We start from the raw sequence: 15,322 nt of genomic DNA, 5'->3' as shown, positions 1-15,322 counted from the left end.
GGGTGTCGGCCGTGCCCATACAACGAATGGCAGGCAATCTCGCAGGACATCGGACAGGACACGCAACATCTCGCGCGGGGGACGCATGCTGAACGACGCAGACGCGGTACGTAGCAGCGCCCGGCCGGCCGATCACGGTTCTCCGGCGCATTCCGCCGAACCACAGATCCGGTTGGACACCACCGAATTCGCGGCCGACCCGCACCGCGCCTACGAATCCATGCGCAGCCGTGGGCCGCTGGTGCCGATCGAGCTGGCGCCCGGTGTGCCGGCCACACTGGTGATCGAATATCAAGCAGCGCTGCAAATTTTGAACGACGAGGCTCGCTTTCCCGCCGATCCGCGCCGGTGGGAGAAGAACGCTCCGCCGGACTGCCCGGTGACCCCGATGCTCGGCTATCGCCAGAACGCCCTGCGCACCGCGGGCGCGGAACATGCCCGTTACCGGCGCACGATCACCGACGCGCTCGACACCGTCAACCTGCACAAGGTGCACGGCGCGGTCGCACGCGCGGCCGACGCGCTCGTCAACTCCTTCTGCGAGCGCGGCACCGCCGATCTGCGGATGGATTACGCCTTCCCGCTGACCTTCCGGGTTCTCAGTGAGCTGATGGGCTTCCCCGAAGACGCCGCATCCGCGGCCTACCAGGGGATGGCCGCGATGCTGGACGGGGTCGGCGCCGAAGAAGGTCAGCAGCGGTTCATCGAGGCGCTGCTCGCGGTGGTCGAGCAGAAGCGCGAGCGCCCCGGCGACGACCTGACCTCGCGACTGCTGACCCACCCCGAGGGCCTCGACCCCATGGAGATGGTGAACCAGGCCGCGTTGTTGTTCTCGGCGGGCACGGAACCGACCTGCAATCTGATCCTGAACACCCTGCTGCTGTTGATGGCCGACGAAGAGTACGGCGGCAACGTGCTCAGCGGCGCCATGGACACCCGCGATGCCATCGACGAGGTCCTGTTCGCGGACCCGCCGCTGGCCAATTTCTGCATGACGTATCCCAGACAGCCGCAACTTATCGGCGACGTGTGGTTGCCCGCCGATCAGCCGGTGGTCGTCAGCTTGGCGGCATGCAACACCGATCCGCATATCGTCGGCGGTGACCGGCGCGGAAACCGGTCTCACCTGGCGTGGGGAGTCGGCCCGCACTCGTGCCCGGCGCAGCAGCTCGCGCAGACGATCGCGCGGCAGGCCGTCGACCTGCTACTCGATGCGCTTCCGGATATTCGCCCGGAAGTTCCTGCGCAGCAACTAAGTTGGAGGACCGGGCAGTTTCACCGCGCCTTGGCAGCCCTGCCGGTGGTGTTTCCCGCATGCCCGCCGATGCGTCTCACCTGATGGAGGGTCCGATGACAGATACGCAGCCGCTGGTGCTGGATCCCAGCGCCGCCGACATCCAGGGCGAGCTGGCCCGCATTCGCGCTCGCGGACCGGTCGCCCAGGTGGTGCTGCCCGGCGGCGTGCCGGCCTGGTCGGTCAGCGACGCCACCGTGCTCAGGCAACTGCTCACCGATCCGCGTGTCTCCAAGGACGCACATCAGCACTGGCCGCGGTTCATCGACGGTGAGATCGGCCCGGACTGGGTGATGTTTCCGTGGGTGGCGGCGAGAAATATGCTCACCACCTACGGCGAGCAGCATCAGCGACTGCGCAAACTCGTGGCACCGGCGTTCACGAACAAACGCACCCAGGCACTCAGGCCGCGGATCGAAGCGTTCGTCACCGAACTGATCGACGAGTTGTCCGCTGTCACCGACGGCGAAATCGTCGATCTGCGTGCGGGTTTCGCCACCGCGTTGCCGATTCGCGTCATCGGCGAACTGATGGGCGTTCCGGCCGGGATGGATGATCAACTACGCATCCACGCGGACGGAATTCTCGATACCAGCCTCGACCCCGCCGAGGTCGGTGCGCATTTCGGGGCACTGTTCGTCCTCATGGAGGAACTGTTGCGGCACAAGCGTGAGAACCCGGGCGACGACCTCACGACGGTTCTGATGAACGCCCACGACGACGCGGACGGATCGCGGCTCGACGAACAGGAGTTGCGTGACACGCTGCTGCTGATCATCACCGCCGGCCACGAAACCACCGCGAATCTACTGGACCACAGCATCATCGGCCTGCTCACCCATCCGGAACAGCGGAAGGCAGCCCTCGCAGAACAGATTCCGTGGGCGGAGGTGGTCGAAGAAGGGCTTCGATGGAATGCGCCGCTGGCGCATATGCCGATGCGATTCGCGGTGGAAGACATCGACATCGCCGGTGATCCCGGCCGTGTGCGGATCGACCGGGGAGATGTGATCATCGCGTCCCTGGCCGGTGCGGGGCGTGATCGGAAACTGCACGGCGACAACGCCGATGCGTTCGATGCCGGGCGACGGTCGAAAGAACACCTCGCATTCGGGTACGGGGTGCATCATTGCCTGGGGGCGCCGCTGGCGCGGCTCGAGGCGAGGATAGCGCTTCCGGCTCTGTTCGCGCGGTTCCCCGATATGGAACTCGCGGTGGATCCTGCTGAGCTGCGGCCGATTCCGAGCATTGTCACCAATGGGCATCGCGAGGTTCCGGTTCACCGGACGGCGCACCAATCCTGATCGCAGCCGATCGAAAGATGGCCGCGGGCAGACGAAACCGGCCGGCCGGAGTCCTGCTGAACGCTGTGCGAGCTGGCGTAAGCCTGCCGGGCGATGACGTACCGCCGGCGACTGCCTGTGCGAGGGGCGATATCTACGCGGTGCCGGCGGTCGGTGTGCGGAACGCGCGTCGATACGCGCCCGGCGTGGTGCCGACCTGGTCGCGGAAGCGGCGGCGCAGATTGACCGCCGAGCCCAGCCCTACCCGGACGGCGATGGCATCGACCGGTAAGTCCGTGTCCTCCAACAGAACTCGCGCCCGTGCCACCCGGCGTTCCAGCAACCACCCACCCGGACTGGCACCGAGCTGATCGGCGAACCGGCGCGCCAGCGTCCGCGGGGACACGTTGATATGCGCGGCCATATCGGCCACCGACAGCGAAGTCTCGAGCCGCGCCTCCGCCCATTGCAACAGGCCGTCGAATCCGTCCTCGACCGGCGACGGCGGCGCGTACTGAACCTGACCGCCATCGCGATGTGGCGGCATGACCATGTGCCGCGCGATCAGTGCGGCATGCGCGGCGCCATGATCCGTGCGAACCAGGTGCAGGCACAGGTCGATTCCCGCACCCGCCCCCGCACTCGTGGCCACATCGCCATGGTCCACATACAGCCGGTCCGGCTCCACCCGAACCCGCGGAAACTCCCGCGCCAATTGCCCGGCTCGCGCCCAATGCGTCGTCGCCGAACGCCCGTCCAACAGCCCGGTCCGCGCCAACGCGAACACCCCGGAACAGATCGTCACCAGCCGCGCCCCACGGCTATGCGCGCGAACCAGCGCCCGCCGCACCGCACCCGACAGCGGCGTCTCCACCGGCAACCATCCCGGAATGATCACGGTATCCGCCGAGTCCAGCGCCGCCAGCCCCCGAGTCACCGATATCGCATAACCCGCAGTCGTGGGCACCGCGCCCGGCGCCTCCGTGCACACCTCGAACTCGTAGTGCTGCGGCACCCTCTCTCTGGGGGTACCGAAAACCTCCACGGCACAACCGAGTTCGAACGTCGACTGCACCGGCCGCACCAACGCCACCACACGATGCATGGCAAGAATGTACCCCTCAACGTCATCTCAGACACTGTCGAGGACCCATCGGCATCCGGCACCGTGGCAGCTATGAACCCCGAGATCCTCGCCCAGCCCGGCTACACCTGGACAAACCTCGCCGACGCCCCCAGCCGCGAACTCTTCCCGGGGATCCGGCAACGACAACTGTGGAAAGGCGACAACGGCGCCCACGCCCACGTCCTGGAAATGGACCCCGGCACCTCCTGGCCCCGTCGCGACGTGCACGAACCCGGACCGGAGGAGGTCTACGTCCTGACCGGCACTTTCAACGACGGCGCGCGCGCCTACCCGGCAGGCACCTTCATCCATGCCCCGGCGGGAAGCTGGCACGTTCCGGCGAGCGAGACGGGGTGCACCCTGTTCCTCTTCTATCCCGAGGGGTAGTCAGGTCCTCGACGGCCGCAATCGGCTCGGAACTCCAGGTCGGACCACGGGATACTGATCGGGAACGGATGATTGATGGTCACCGCACCGGTGTGGGTGGGGGACCAGGCGCCGGCCAGGACGTAGTTGGCGCGGTGCAGCACGGTGATGCCGGGGTCCGGAGGCTTCACTTCGGGGATGATCGTATAAGCGTGGATATGCGCGATCTCGCTACGGTGGGTGGCGAGGGTGACTTCCCGATACCACGGGATCCCGGCCCGTGCGTAACGCGCCTTCTTCGCTTCCATATCCACGTCCGAATTGGAAGGCGAGAGGACCTCACCGACCAGAACCGCTCGATCGGACCGGACGTACTGGTACGGCTCCGGTAGGCACTTGTAAACCATGAAATCCGGGGTGACGAAATCCGACATGCCCGTCCGGCCGAAGAACACGTTGGTCTCGGTGCTCACTCGCCAGCACTGCTCCGGGTCCGCCGTCATCGCTGTTTTGGCGCAGGTGCGCAAGCCGTTCCGAATCAGGTTGGTGAATTCCTGATGTTCGTGGGGACCGCGTGGCAACCACACCACGCGTCCCTCCCAGAGCTCGATATGGTCGGTGAGTTCCTCGGGGAGCTCCAATAGTTCTTCCCAAGTCATGTACTCCGGGAGGTCGGGGCGCTTCGTCTCCGGGACGGGCATATGTCCACAGTGGTTCAACGGTTTGTTGATCTGGTTCCTCACCAGCTGAAACCTGGCCGTCGGAAGGTATGGAACGAACGCTGTTCCGACGACAGCTTCACGAGGTCGCGCAGCACTGAGCCGGTGTCCGGCGTCGGTTTGCGCGCAGCGCGGATTCGGGAGCGTTTCGCATCTCCGGTGTCGATCGGCACGCGTCTCATTGGGGTCGTGACCTACGAGACGCGTGACAATCGGTGGCCGGTGATGGGATTGCGAATATGCGCGGCGGGGCGGCTAGGCAGTCGGATCGGTGAGCCTGCCGTGTTCTACGGCGGCGGTGAAGGCATCCCAGTCCGCTGGAGTGAAGGCGAGTGCGGGTCCTGTCGGATTCTTCGAATCGCGCACACCGACCATGCCGTCTGCAAGGAAGGCGACCTCGACACACTCTTGGCTGCCGCCGCTGTGACTGCTCTTGAACCAGCGGGCCCTGGATAGATCAGCGTTCACCCTGCGAACTCCCTTGCCTTCTCCCGCAGCAGTTTTCTGCTGTCCTGCTCATCCAACGCTACCTTCCTGAGGCGGGCATGTGCCTGGCGATACCGTTCTACGACCTCGGCATCGTCGAAATACATTGCTCCGGTGTATCCCTCGGCGTACACGACGGACGGCTCGACCGGCCTTTCACTCGTGGGTTGGTCGAAGTCCAGGATGATGAAGGGGCCGGTCAAGTCGCCCAGCGGGACGCCGGCGCTGAATGGCAGAACTCGGACCGAGATGTTCGATCGGGTGCCCATATCGGCGAGGTGACGGAGCTGCACGCCCATCACGCGACGTGTTCCGACGACACGATGCAAAGCGGATTCCTCGAGGATCACTTCTATCGGTAGTGGCGCCGCCTTCTTCGTGATCAGAACCTGACGTCGTGTCCGCATCTCGACCCGCCTGCCTACTTCGCTGTCCGGTTCGGCCGGATGCGCCAGTCGGCTCAGGGTATGCGCGTATTCGGCCGTCTGTAGCAGCCCCGGCACCAGCTCTGCGAATGACGTCAGTTTTGCCGCGCTGGACTCCAAGCCCATGTAGACATCGAAGTTCACCGGTATTAGATCCCCGTACTGATGCCACCAGCTCTTGCTGTTCCCCTGCTGGGCAAGCCCTTTGAGCGCCTCGGTTGTCGTCTCGTCGGCGCCGCAGACTTGGCAGATCGCGTCGACGTCCCACAACCGGATCCGGTCGGCGGTGCCGGTCTCGAGCCGCTGGACCGTCGTGGCGCCGCGTTCGATGCGGCGCGCGAGTTCCGCGATCGTCAGTCCGGATCCCTGACGTAGCTCCCGCAGATACCGTCCGAGCTGACGGCGGGGGAGCGTCGAACTGATATCCACCATGACGAGCTGCCTCCTTTGGATGCGGCGATCCGGGGTTGTGGATGGGCACCGCGCGGTTCTGGGACGACGAGCTTGGACTTCTGATGAATCGGAACGGATTATCCATCGCTGCTTGTGAGCTCGCCGTCAATTCACTGTGCTGGGAACGCATTTGGGGCCGAGCCTGCTGCACAGCGTCGGCCCCTCCCATCGAACCGAGGCATCGCAGTGATGACAGCAGATCGAGTGGAACGGCCCGAGTTGGAGGATTCGTTGGCACGCACACACGGACGAGATCACGCGGCAGTTGGCGAGCGTATCACCGAGGCCGACGAATTGCGTGCGGTATGGCGATCGACGCGAAATCCTCTCGGCCGCATCGAGATAACGGCCGTGCTCGATGCGGGCGCGCGACCGCGGCGGGTTGCGACGTTCGCGCCCGGTACGGACCTCGCTCAGGCGCGTGAACTGTATCCGAAGTGGAATCAATTGTGGGACAACGTCAAGCGTGATTACTGGGCAGACATAGCCGCCTCGGCCGGCTGCGCACCGGTGACAGGAGGGGAGAACCTTCGGTGAAAGATGCGAACCCGATGCGAGGCGCTGCATCCGAAGTCGCCGCATGCTCGCCTGATCCCGGCGCGAGATCCGCACCGGACGAGGGTTTTCGCCGGCGCCTTCCCGGCCGGGTCGGACGGGCTGCTGTTCGAACGTCGATCGCGAAGGACCGGGACATGACGGGCTGGAGCGCAACCGGTGAAGAGGCGGAATCGCTGGCGGCGCTGCGGAAGGTCGCCGGTGCGCTGGCAGTGATGTCCGTCGCGCGCAGCAAAGCTGTCGGGCTGGTACGTACAGAGATCTCGGGTCCCGACGCAGCGGCGCACGACCTCGAAATCCAATGTTTCGCTCATCGACTCGGATTTCGCTGGCTGTGCACATTGCGCCCACCCGAGGGGATGCGCGACCCGATCGGCGACATCCTCGCGATCGCGGCGGGGATGGGCGCGGCGGCCATCCTCGTGTTCGACCTGGCCCACATCGACGATCTGCCCGAACGCGTGACCGCCGACTTCGATTTGGCCACCGTCGCACCACCTCGGTTGTGGCTGCGTGGAATGACGCAACCGTATGTCGTGGAGCCGCCACCGGTGAACGACTGCACCTGGGAGCCCACCCACCTCGAACGAGACTGTGCGCGCCGATTGTGGGAGATCCACCGGGATTGCTTCCCCGGCTGCCTGGCCGGGCTCGCGGCGACCGCAGCACTGTCGGCACTGGACGAGGTGGACTGATGTGGCCGAACTATTCGTGCAAACCTCCGCCGCTTATGCGGAAAACTCGCACATCGGGCCGAGTTTGCACGAAAAATTCGGACCACAGCGTTCGCCTGTAGGTGCACCCGTCGCTGCGCCGGAATGCCGCACGGCGGGGCCGACCCGCCGGGTGTAGCCAGGCGGCTGCCGCCACGCGCGAAGTGGTCAATAGACCAATGGAATAGCGCTGCCGCAGGGTGCGGGCCTTCTGCTCACAAGACGCCTGTCCCTTTTACGAAAACGCTAGCTGGAGGGCTGCCACAGCCCCTATTCTCACCAAGCACGAGGTGACGCTGTCGGCTGACGGCGAATCCCCTGCCGCGCTTGTTGGTTCATTCTCTGGAGTCACCCCCTTTGTCAACCCCACCTTCTGACCTGTCCGCGGCCCCGGGCTGCCCTGTTCATCAGGCCGGCACCCCGTTCGACACCGACGGCCCCCGAATCGTGCTGGACACACCGGAATTCGTCGCCGACCCCCATCGCGCCTATGAAGCGATGCGCCGTCGCTATGGCTCCATGGTGCCGATCGAGCTGGCGCCCGGCGTGCCGGCGACGCTGGTCATCGGCTACCACACCGCGTTGCAGATCCTCAACGATCCCGACCATTTCCCGGCGGACCCGCGGGCGTGGGAGAGAACCATTCCCGAGGATTGCCCGGTGCTGCCGATCATGCGCTGGTATCCGAACGTGATTCGCAGCGCCGGCAGTGCTCATGCGCGGTATCGGCAGGCGTTCACGGCCGCGTTCGACAGGGTCGACCTGCACGAGCTGCACACCACCGTCGAGAAGATCGCCATCCCGCTGATCAACGAATTCTGCGAAGCCGGTTCGGCGGATCTGGTCTCGCAATACGCCTTCCCGCTGGCTTTCGAGGTGCTGAACCGCATGGTGGGCTGTTCGGCTGATTTGGGCCGGCGCGTGGCCACCGGGATGGCGGCGATATTCGACACGATCAACGCGGCGTGGGGGATGGACCATATGGCTCAGGCGCTGATGGAACAGGTCCAGCTGCGCCGCAACGCACCCGGCGACGATGTCACCTCGCATCTGGCCCATCATCCGGCCAAGCTCACCGACGAGGAGATGCTCCGCAACCTGATCGTCTTCTACGGCGGGGGTATCGAGCCGCAGCAGAATCTGATCTCCAACACGCTGTTGCTGATGATCACCGACGAGCGTTTCGGCGGCGACATCCTCGGCGGCAGCCTGTCGACTCGCGATGCGCTGGACGAAGTGCTGTTCACCGATCCGCCGCTGGCCAACTTCTGCATGAGTTATCCGCGCCAGCCGATTCTGATCGACAACACCTGGCTGCCGGCTCATCAGCCGGTGGTGATCAGTCTGGCCGCCTGCAACAACGATCCGGATATCGCTGGCGGGGACCGCACCGGGAACCGATCGCATCTGTCCTGGGGTGCGGGCCCGCACGCGTGTCCGGCGCGGTCGGTGGCGTATCTGGTGGTGCAGGACGCGATCGACCAGCTGCTCGATGCGCTGCCGGAGATCCGGCTCGCCGTCGATCCGAGCGAGATCCGTTGGCGCCCCGGACCTTTCCATCGTGCGATGGCGGCGCTGCCGGTCGTCTTTCCTCCGGCGCCTCGGCTGAACCTGGTTTCCTGATCAGGTGAGGCGGTAGGCGGTGTAGCGGACCTTGTTCGCTTCCCGGATCGCCGACGCCACGAAGATGGACTGCTCGAGCTCGGTGAGCAGAGGATCGGATGTCTCCACGCGCACGACGAGGCGGAAGTAGTACTCGGACGGATCGACCGGATCTCCCCGCGACAAGGCCTCCAGGACCTCCGGTGCTCCGCTGCGGATGCCGGAGGTCCGGAGGTAGATGTGCGTGCCGTGCGCGGTGCGCGCCGAGTAGCGGGTGTCGATCTCGATGGCGCCGTCGGGGCGGATCAGCTGCCAGTCCGCGCCGCCGGGCAGGATGTCGGCGTCGAACAGGCCGCTGACCCGGCCGCCGATGATCGGCACGACGCGGCGGTGTCCGGCGCGGGTCGTGCCGTGGTCTTCCGGCGGGCCGAGGCGTGCCTCCACCTGGAACACCGCCTCCAGTCCGGGAACTGCGGGGGCGCTCACGACGACCACACCGGCAGTTCGATCCGCGACGCAGACGCCGGGGCGTGCGAAATCTCCTGCTTCGCAACGTGAATGGTCGCTGCGGTGGCGGCCGGCTCGCCGGAGCCGGGATTGCGGGCGTACCGCGGGTGGGCGCCGGAGCTGATCTGCACGCTGATGCGGTGGCCGGCCGCGAACCGATGGAAGGTAGGCCACAGCCGCACCTCGATATCCCGGAAACCGTCGGCGTCCGGGGCCGGGTCCGTGTCGGCCGTGGCGATACTGCCGATGCGGCGAATGCCGTCACAGACCGTCATCGACCGTCCGTCGGGGTGGAGATCGCAGATCCGGACGAAGATGTCGGCACTGGGTTGTGACGAGCGAAAGCTGATGCGCGCCAACGGTTCTCCGGCGACCGTGACCGGGCTGGTGAGCGGCTCGCCGCGGAACACGGTGACGTCGGGGCGGCGCTCGTGTGCGGCGTTGTCGACCGGGGCCGAGGTGGGACCCAGGCTGGGGCCGCCGACAGCGGGCGTGGGATCGGCGGGGTCGTAGACGTAGCTGGTGATGCCGCCCTCCGGGAGAGCCGGGCCGAGTTTGCGCGGCGCGTGCAGATACAGCGTCTCGCTCGTCGTGCCGGGTGGTGGCCAGCTGTGCAGGTCGTGCCATTGTTCGGCGCCGGTGAGATACGCGCGCACGGGTGCGACCCGCTTGCTCGGAGCATCGGCGAAATGCTCCTTCAGGAACTCGGCGCTCTCGCGAATCGTCGGCGCGCCCATATCTCGGGTGAGATGTCCCCAGGGGCCGACGGTGAGGCGCGGGGGCCGTCCGGCTTCGGCGAGCTGCGCGTAGTTGCGCAGCTGCCAGGGCAGGAAGATGTCGTACCAGCCGGTGATCATGTACACCGGCGCGGTGACATCGGGAACCGAGGCGGTATGTGACTGCTGGGTCCAATACTCGTCGGTGAGCCGTTCGTGAGCGACCCAGTCCTGGTACCAGTGCACCCGGCGACCGTTCGCGGCCACATCGCCGCCCGACAGGGGGAGCACGTCGAATGCCTTGCGCAGCTTGCGATCCGGACGCAGCTGGCCCAGCACCAGGGCGAGCAGCTGCCGGTGGATCATCCGGTCCATCATCTGCGTCCAGCCGAGTGCGTTGCGCAGCGCGAACGCCGCGTTGTCCCAGGTGATGGCGCCGAAATCGGGCATCGTCACGATCAGGCACAACGCATCGGGCGCGATATCCGGGTCTTCCTTCTGCAGCTTGCCGGCCACCGCCCACTGCGTGAAGCCCATATAGCTCGGGCCGAAAGTGACCACCCGCCCTGTGCACCAGTCTTGTTCGCGAACCCAGCGGTGGGTCGCGATACCGTCGCGCTGCTCATCGATCTGCGGGGTGAATACACCGCGGGATCCCCAGGTTCCGCGGCAGCTCTGGAACAGCACCGGAAACCCCTCGCGGGCCAGGGCGCGAGCATGGCCGGCGACGGGGCCACTGCGTCCGTACGGGCCGCGGATCACGATCGTGGGCAGCCGCGGATCCGTGTCGCCGATCGGTGTGATCAGGTCGGCGAGCAACTCGACACCGTCGTCCATCGGGACGCGCAGGTTCTTTCGGATGGTGATGTCGTGCGGGCCGGGGACGAGTCCCTTGATGATTCGCGCTTGTATCCACCGCGAAAGGCGCTGGCGGGGCGTGCTCATTCGGTTTCCTCCGAGGTCTGGAGTCGGTGGAGAGCCTCGCGCAGGCGTTCGAGCGCGGGGAGGGCGGCGGCCAGCGCGGCGCGGTCCTCGGGAGCGAGAGTCGCCGCCGCGGCGGTGATGAGGGCGCCGCTGGCTTGGTCGAAGCGGGCGAACAGATCGTGAGCCCGGGCGGTGGTCGCGATCTCGACGTGGCGGCGGTCGCCGGGCCGGGGGCGTCGTTCGATCAAGCCGTTCGCCTCCATCGTGGTGAGCAGGTTGCTGACCGTTGGGCGGCTCAGCCCGAGTCGTTCGGCCACTTCGCTCGAGGTGCTGACGGTGCCCGGCGGCAGGGCGCGGACGATTTCGATCTGCGCGTCCGGGATCTCCGGAAGACGTTCGGCGGCACGGGCTGCGGAGAGCAGGCTTCGGCGCAGCGGTGAGATGACCGATGCCAGGCGTGCGGGATCGAGATCGGTCACGAGACGTTCCCCTCGCTGGACGGTGGGGTCAGTGACGGCCGGGTGTTGAGGGTGTCGGGGTGGAATCCGGCGGCCTTCTTGTACCCGGTCGCGATGGCGGCGAGCTCCTCGGGCGAGATCACGTCGTGGATATGGGCGAACCCGTTCGGCGCCCGTTCGTGGGCCAGAACCATGACCTGCTCGGGGCCCTGCTTGCGGTTGCTGTGCACCAGGGCTGTCGTGGCGGGGCGTCGATCCTGCTCGTAGGCCGCGAGAGCCTCGTCCGGAGTGCGGGCGGTGGCGAGGTGGAACGCGAGGGTGCGAGCATCGAGGATGGCTTGCGATGCCCCGTTCGAGCCGTTCGGATACATCGGATGCGCCGCATCGCCGAGCAGGGTGGTTCGTCCGTAGGTCCACCGCTCTAGCGGATCACGGTCGACCATCGGATGATCGAGAATTTCTTCTGCGGCACCGAGCAATTCGGGAATATCGAGCCAGGGGAACCGCCACTCGCGGAACAGCTCCACGATCTGCGCCGGTGCGACCGCGCGGTTCCAGTCGGCGTTTTGCCCACCGAATCCGACGGTCCGGCGCTCGGCGATGAAATTGATGGCGTCGCGGATCGGATATGCGACGAACTTCTGCTCGGCGTCACCGGCCATGATCATCGTGCGGCCGTCGAGGAAGCCGGGCAGCTCGGCCGTCCCGCGCCACAGCGTCAGCCCGTTCCATACTGGTGGGCTCTCGTCCGGCCGGTGCTGGTGGCGCAGGGCCGAATGGATACCGTCGGCGCCGATGATCAGATCGGCGTCTACGGTCAATTCTCCTGTCGCCGTGGCGAAGTGGGCGCGGCCGTCGGGGGTCGCGGCAAGGAGGCGATGTCCGGTGCGAACGGTCTGCACGCACAGCCTTTCGCGCACGGCGTCGAGCAACTCCATCTGCAACCTGCCGCGGTGCACCGACAGTTGCGGCCAGTGGTATCCGGCATCGAGGCCGCGAGGCTCGCACCAGATCTCCTGGCCGAACCGGTTGTAGTAGGCCAGATTTCGCGGCGCCACGCCCAATGCGGCCACCTGCTCGCCGAGCCCGAGTTCGGTCAGCTCACGCACGGCATGTGGAAGCAGATTGATCCCGACGCCGAGCGGCCGCAACGCGTCGGCGCGCTCGTACACGGCGATATCCCGGAACCCGGCCGCATGCAGGCTCAGGGCCGCGGCGAGGCCGCCGATACCGGCGCCGACGATCACGATCCTCATGGGCGAGCAGTTTTGCAACAAAACTAATCGGGGTCAATGGGGGCGGTCTTCTGCTGTCCGGCTGGGCCTGCACCGGACTTCCCCGACTCTTGTGATGATCAATAAGGGGAACCGAGTGGCCGTCGCATGCGTCCTAGACTCCAGGAGGATGTGTGCGCGGGGACCAACGGGAGGCATCGGTGATACGTAAGGCGGCTACGGCTGTGCTGGCGGCTGCGGTGGTGTTGGGGGTGGGGACCGGGTGTTCCTCGTCGACTTCGGGGACGGCGTCGCCGGAGACGAGTGCCGCGGACGCAAACTCGGCTGTTAACTGGGACCCATGCACGCAGGTCAGCGACGACGTCGTTCGCCAGGTGGGTGCAGATCCCACCACTCGCGAGACCGGCGTCGGCGGAGTTGCGGTGGAGGGATGGAAGGCGTGCTCCTGGTACTTCCAGCCGGAGAAGGCTCGGTCGCTCACAGTCTGGTCATCGAAGTTCACTGCGGACGACTTGAAGAAGAAGTCGGACAACATTGATTTCGCCGCCATCTCGGTGGCAGGCCGCGACGGCTGGAGATACCACCGAGCAAGTGACACGCGACATGAGGACTGCGATCTGGTGTTTCCGGCGAAGTCTGGGTCGTTCCAACTGTCGTTCTACAACTTGACTCCGAGTATCACTGCCGACCCGTGCGACGGTGCAATGTCCGCAGCGGACACCATCGTTCCACTGTTTCCTCGCTAAGGGGTCGTCGTGACAGCAACCGAAGATATTTCGCTCTGGAAATACTTGGCTGAGGAGTCCAAGGCGGGCAGGCTCGACCTGGATCCGTCCGTATCGGGAGATTGCCTGAAGGCGTGTGAAGATCAACTCGCGGTCTACCACGAATGTCAGAACATGCTGAAGAACATGTCGCACGTGTCCGGTCTCGGCGACTTTCCCGCGGCTGATGAACTGGCAAAGATGTTGGGCGCCAAGGCTATCGGAGGAGAAGGAGACTTCGACTCGGCCTTTGCCGCGCATATTCAGGTGCTCGAACTCATCCGCGACACCATCAAGCACTCCGTCGACCGCCTCGTCGACCACGACCAGCAGAACGCCGGCACCATCGCCGGCTCCGAGAACCACTGACCGGGGGAGCATATGGTACTTCCACTCGTCCCGCTGGTTGCTGCCCTCTGGGAGCAGCACAAGGGCGGTCCGCCCGACTCCTTCTCGAATGCGCAGGGCGATCAGAGTCCCGACGCGACCGCCGCGCGCAACCGGATCAATCAGATCGTGAACGGCGGATTCGGAGGGCAATACCAGAACCCGCAGGTCGCGCAGGACGCGTACAAGAATCCGCAGAATATCGACAATCTGTACGACCGCATTCAGAAGATGCAGCCGAGCACCGTCGTGACGTTGCATAACTTCTGGGAGGGGCTGCGGAACAAAATCGAGAACGGGCACAACACTTTCGGGCCGCAGATCCAGAAGGCCATTCAGGAGAAGTGGCAGGGGGCCGCAGCGCAGAAGACCGCCGAGGGCATCAAGAGTTTCACCGACAAAGAGAAGGATCTGGTGAGCTCCGCCCAGTTGGTCAGCGAGAAGGTGAAGTTGGTGCGCTCGGCGGTCGAGATCACCAAACCTGCCGCGCAGCCGACCCCGCACACGAGTTGGACCAGCGATCTCGCCGGCTGGGTGCCGGGGCCGACGTGGAAGCTCAACGACCACCGCAAAACTCAGGCGAACGCGGCGAACGAACACTTGATCAACAATGTGTTCTACCCGGCCGTCCGCGAAAGTGACACACAGGTGCCCTTGGCGCCTCGACCGTACAATCCCGTGAATACGCCGGACGACAACACGGAATGGAAGCCGCCGGGAGTTCCGCCGGTCGGCCCACCTTCGAAAGGCCCAGACGACGGCCACGGCCCCGGCGATACCGACCAGCCCAAACCGCCGAGTCCCGATCAAGGCGGCGATGGCACCACCCCGAACGCTGTCGACCCGTCGACACTGAGTAACTCGACGCAGAATCCCGCGAATACCACCTCGGCGAGCGCCACCCCGGCTGGTTGGGATCCGTCGGCGGCGGGGGCGCAGACCACCCCTTCTTCGGTGACACCCGGCGGAATCGACCCGCGCACCGGGCTCCCGTACGGTGCGGGTGGACCCGGCGTCGCGGAAACCTATGGCGGGTCGGGCAATTCGGCCGGCCGCGGGACGTCGGTGCCCGGTTCGAATGCCCAGGGGACAGCTCGCGGCTTGTCTGCCGGAGGGGGCAAGGGCGCCGCCGGTATGAACGGTATGCCCGGCATGATGCCCCCCGGCGCCAAGCCGAAGAAAGAGGACGAGAAGACCCACAAGTCCAAGATCAGCGAGGAGCTGGTGTCGCGGGACAACGGTGACGAACTGACCGGCCTCTCAGAGGAGCAGCGCCAGAAGACCGTCCCGCCGGTCTTGGGTGAATAGC

18 protein-coding genes are annotated in these 15,322 nt (G+C 65.8%); 9 read left to right on the top strand and 9 right to left on the bottom strand.

What is annotated here, in order from left to right; all coding sequences use genetic code 11:
- Nucleotides 1-85 precede the first annotated feature (85 nt).
- Nucleotides 86-1,339 carry a cytochrome P450 gene (locus ACPCUW_RS22950; protein WP_423427010.1) on the top strand — a complete coding sequence of 418 codons (1,254 nt, stop codon included), beginning with the start codon at nt 86-88 and terminating at the stop codon, nt 1,337-1,339.
- Between the two features lie 11 nt (nt 1,340-1,350).
- Complete coding sequence (locus ACPCUW_RS22945; protein WP_423427008.1) at nt 1,351-2,598, top strand: cytochrome P450 family protein; 1,248 nt, start codon at nt 1,351-1,353, stop codon at nt 2,596-2,598.
- Between the two features lie 133 nt (nt 2,599-2,731).
- On the opposite strand, the gene ACPCUW_RS22940 is transcribed toward ACPCUW_RS22945, so the two are convergent.
- The gene (locus ACPCUW_RS22940; protein ID WP_423427007.1) at nt 2,732-3,682 is read right to left on the bottom strand and encodes a GlxA family transcriptional regulator; all 951 of its coding nucleotides are present in this window, start codon (nt 3,680-3,682) and stop codon (nt 2,732-2,734) included.
- 72 nt (nt 3,683-3,754) lie between these two features.
- Between ACPCUW_RS22940 and ACPCUW_RS22935 the strand changes: the two genes are divergently transcribed.
- Entirely contained in the window at nt 3,755-4,090 is a 336-nt protein-coding gene (locus tag ACPCUW_RS22935; RefSeq protein WP_423427005.1) for a cupin domain-containing protein, read from the top strand.
- Here ACPCUW_RS22935 and ACPCUW_RS22930 read toward each other — a convergent pair.
- The 4 genes from ACPCUW_RS22930 to ACPCUW_RS22915 all read right to left on the bottom strand — a co-directional run bounded on the left by ACPCUW_RS22930 (nt 4,075) and on the right by ACPCUW_RS22915 (nt 6,131).
- Nucleotides 4,075-4,770: a Uma2 family endonuclease gene (locus ACPCUW_RS22930; protein ID WP_423427004.1), complete on the bottom strand. Its 696-nt coding sequence runs from the start codon at nt 4,768-4,770 to the stop codon at nt 4,075-4,077. The genes ACPCUW_RS22935 and ACPCUW_RS22930 overlap by 16 nt on opposite strands.
- Nucleotides 4,771-4,808: 38 nt before the next feature.
- Nucleotides 4,809-4,961, bottom strand: coding sequence for a hypothetical protein (locus ACPCUW_RS22925; RefSeq protein WP_423427003.1), 153 nt, complete (start codon nt 4,959-4,961; stop codon nt 4,809-4,811).
- 82 nt (nt 4,962-5,043) lie between these two features.
- Entirely contained in the window at nt 5,044-5,256 is a 213-nt protein-coding gene (locus tag ACPCUW_RS22920) for a DUF397 domain-containing protein (RefSeq protein WP_104362889.1), read from the bottom strand.
- Nucleotides 5,253-6,131 (bottom strand): helix-turn-helix domain-containing protein, encoded by an 879-nt coding sequence (locus ACPCUW_RS22915; RefSeq protein WP_104362890.1) that lies wholly within the window; start codon nt 6,129-6,131, stop codon nt 5,253-5,255. The genes ACPCUW_RS22920 and ACPCUW_RS22915 overlap by 4 nt, the downstream gene beginning before the upstream one ends.
- A gap of 225 nt (nt 6,132-6,356) precedes the next feature.
- Between ACPCUW_RS22915 and ACPCUW_RS22910 the strand changes: the two genes are divergently transcribed.
- The 3 genes from ACPCUW_RS22910 to ACPCUW_RS22900 all read left to right on the top strand — a co-directional run bounded on the left by ACPCUW_RS22910 (nt 6,357) and on the right by ACPCUW_RS22900 (nt 9,043).
- Nucleotides 6,357-6,689 carry a hypothetical protein gene (locus ACPCUW_RS22910; RefSeq protein ID WP_423427002.1) on the top strand — a complete coding sequence of 111 codons (333 nt, stop codon included), beginning with the start codon at nt 6,357-6,359 and terminating at the stop codon, nt 6,687-6,689.
- A gap of 155 nt (nt 6,690-6,844) precedes the next feature.
- Entirely contained in the window at nt 6,845-7,402 is a 558-nt protein-coding gene (locus tag ACPCUW_RS22905; protein WP_423427001.1) for a hypothetical protein, read from the top strand.
- A 465-nt stretch (nt 7,403-7,867) separates the two neighbouring features.
- Entirely contained in the window at nt 7,868-9,043 is a 1,176-nt protein-coding gene (locus ACPCUW_RS22900; RefSeq protein WP_231982992.1) for a cytochrome P450, read from the top strand.
- Here the strand turns inward: ACPCUW_RS22900 and ACPCUW_RS22895 are convergent, their stop codons facing one another.
- Genes ACPCUW_RS22895 through ACPCUW_RS22880 form a run of 4 tightly spaced genes read right to left on the bottom strand, consistent with a single transcriptional unit; the run spans nt 9,044 to nt 12,883 of the window.
- On the bottom strand, nt 9,044-9,508 hold the full coding sequence (locus ACPCUW_RS22895) for a DUF3237 domain-containing protein (RefSeq protein WP_423426999.1): 465 nt from the start codon (nt 9,506-9,508) through the stop codon (nt 9,044-9,046).
- Nucleotides 9,505-11,190, bottom strand: a complete 1,686-nt coding sequence (locus tag ACPCUW_RS22890; RefSeq protein ID WP_423426998.1) for a CocE/NonD family hydrolase — start codon at nt 11,188-11,190, stop codon at nt 9,505-9,507. Before ACPCUW_RS22890 ends, ACPCUW_RS22895 begins: the two co-directional genes overlap by 4 nt.
- The gene (locus ACPCUW_RS22885) at nt 11,187-11,648 is read right to left on the bottom strand and encodes a MarR family winged helix-turn-helix transcriptional regulator (RefSeq protein WP_423426996.1); all 462 of its coding nucleotides are present in this window, start codon (nt 11,646-11,648) and stop codon (nt 11,187-11,189) included. The genes ACPCUW_RS22890 and ACPCUW_RS22885 overlap by 4 nt, the downstream gene beginning before the upstream one ends.
- Nucleotides 11,645-12,883, bottom strand: coding sequence for a flavin-dependent oxidoreductase (locus ACPCUW_RS22880; RefSeq protein ID WP_423426995.1), 1,239 nt, complete (start codon nt 12,881-12,883; stop codon nt 11,645-11,647). Before ACPCUW_RS22880 ends, ACPCUW_RS22885 begins: the two co-directional genes overlap by 4 nt.
- A 152-nt stretch (nt 12,884-13,035) precedes the next feature.
- On the opposite strand from ACPCUW_RS22880, the gene ACPCUW_RS22875 reads away from it, so the two are divergent.
- Genes ACPCUW_RS22875 through ACPCUW_RS22865 form a run of 3 tightly spaced genes read left to right on the top strand, consistent with a single transcriptional unit; the run spans nt 13,036 to nt 15,321 of the window.
- Nucleotides 13,036-13,608: a DUF3558 domain-containing protein gene (locus ACPCUW_RS22875; RefSeq protein WP_423426994.1), complete on the top strand. Its 573-nt coding sequence runs from the start codon at nt 13,036-13,038 to the stop codon at nt 13,606-13,608.
- Nucleotides 13,609-13,617: 9 nt separating this feature from the next.
- Nucleotides 13,618-13,995 carry a hypothetical protein gene (locus tag ACPCUW_RS22870; RefSeq protein WP_423426993.1) on the top strand — a complete coding sequence of 126 codons (378 nt, stop codon included), beginning with the start codon at nt 13,618-13,620 and terminating at the stop codon, nt 13,993-13,995.
- A gap of 12 nt (nt 13,996-14,007) precedes the next feature.
- On the top strand, nt 14,008-15,321 hold the full coding sequence (locus ACPCUW_RS22865) for a hypothetical protein (RefSeq protein WP_423426991.1): 1,314 nt from the start codon (nt 14,008-14,010) through the stop codon (nt 15,319-15,321).
- The last annotated feature ends 1 nt before the right edge of the window (nt 15,322 follow it).

This window comes from Nocardia sp. AB354 (genome assembly GCF_049538315.1).
Lineage (GTDB): Bacteria > Actinomycetota > Actinomycetes > Mycobacteriales > Mycobacteriaceae > Nocardia > Nocardia nova.
Note: the sequence above shows the minus strand (reverse complement) of the source record. Positions and strands in the feature narration are given on the sequence as shown.

Coding starts and splice junctions, on each gene's coding strand:
- ACPCUW_RS22935 (WP_423427005.1), top strand. CDS start 3,755: ATGAACCCCGAGATCCTCGCCCAGCCCGGCTACACCTGGACAAACCTC.
- ACPCUW_RS22890 (WP_423426998.1), bottom strand. CDS start 11,190: ATGAGCACGCCCCGCCAGCGCCTTTCGCGGTGGATACAAGCGCGAATC.
- ACPCUW_RS22865 (WP_423426991.1), top strand. CDS start 14,008: ATGGTACTTCCACTCGTCCCGCTGGTTGCTGCCCTCTGGGAGCAGCAC.
- ACPCUW_RS22950 (WP_423427010.1), top strand. CDS start 86: ATGCTGAACGACGCAGACGCGGTACGTAGCAGCGCCCGGCCGGCCGAT.
- ACPCUW_RS22905 (WP_423427001.1), top strand. CDS start 6,845: ATGACGGGCTGGAGCGCAACCGGTGAAGAGGCGGAATCGCTGGCGGCG.
- ACPCUW_RS22940 (WP_423427007.1), bottom strand. CDS start 3,682: ATGCATCGTGTGGTGGCGTTGGTGCGGCCGGTGCAGTCGACGTTCGAA.
- ACPCUW_RS22915 (WP_104362890.1), bottom strand. CDS start 6,131: ATGGTGGATATCAGTTCGACGCTCCCCCGCCGTCAGCTCGGACGGTAT.
- ACPCUW_RS22880 (WP_423426995.1), bottom strand. CDS start 12,883: ATGAGGATCGTGATCGTCGGCGCCGGTATCGGCGGCCTCGCCGCGGCC.
- ACPCUW_RS22945 (WP_423427008.1), top strand. CDS start 1,351: ATGACAGATACGCAGCCGCTGGTGCTGGATCCCAGCGCCGCCGACATC.
- ACPCUW_RS22930 (WP_423427004.1), bottom strand. CDS start 4,770: ATGCCCGTCCCGGAGACGAAGCGCCCCGACCTCCCGGAGTACATGACT.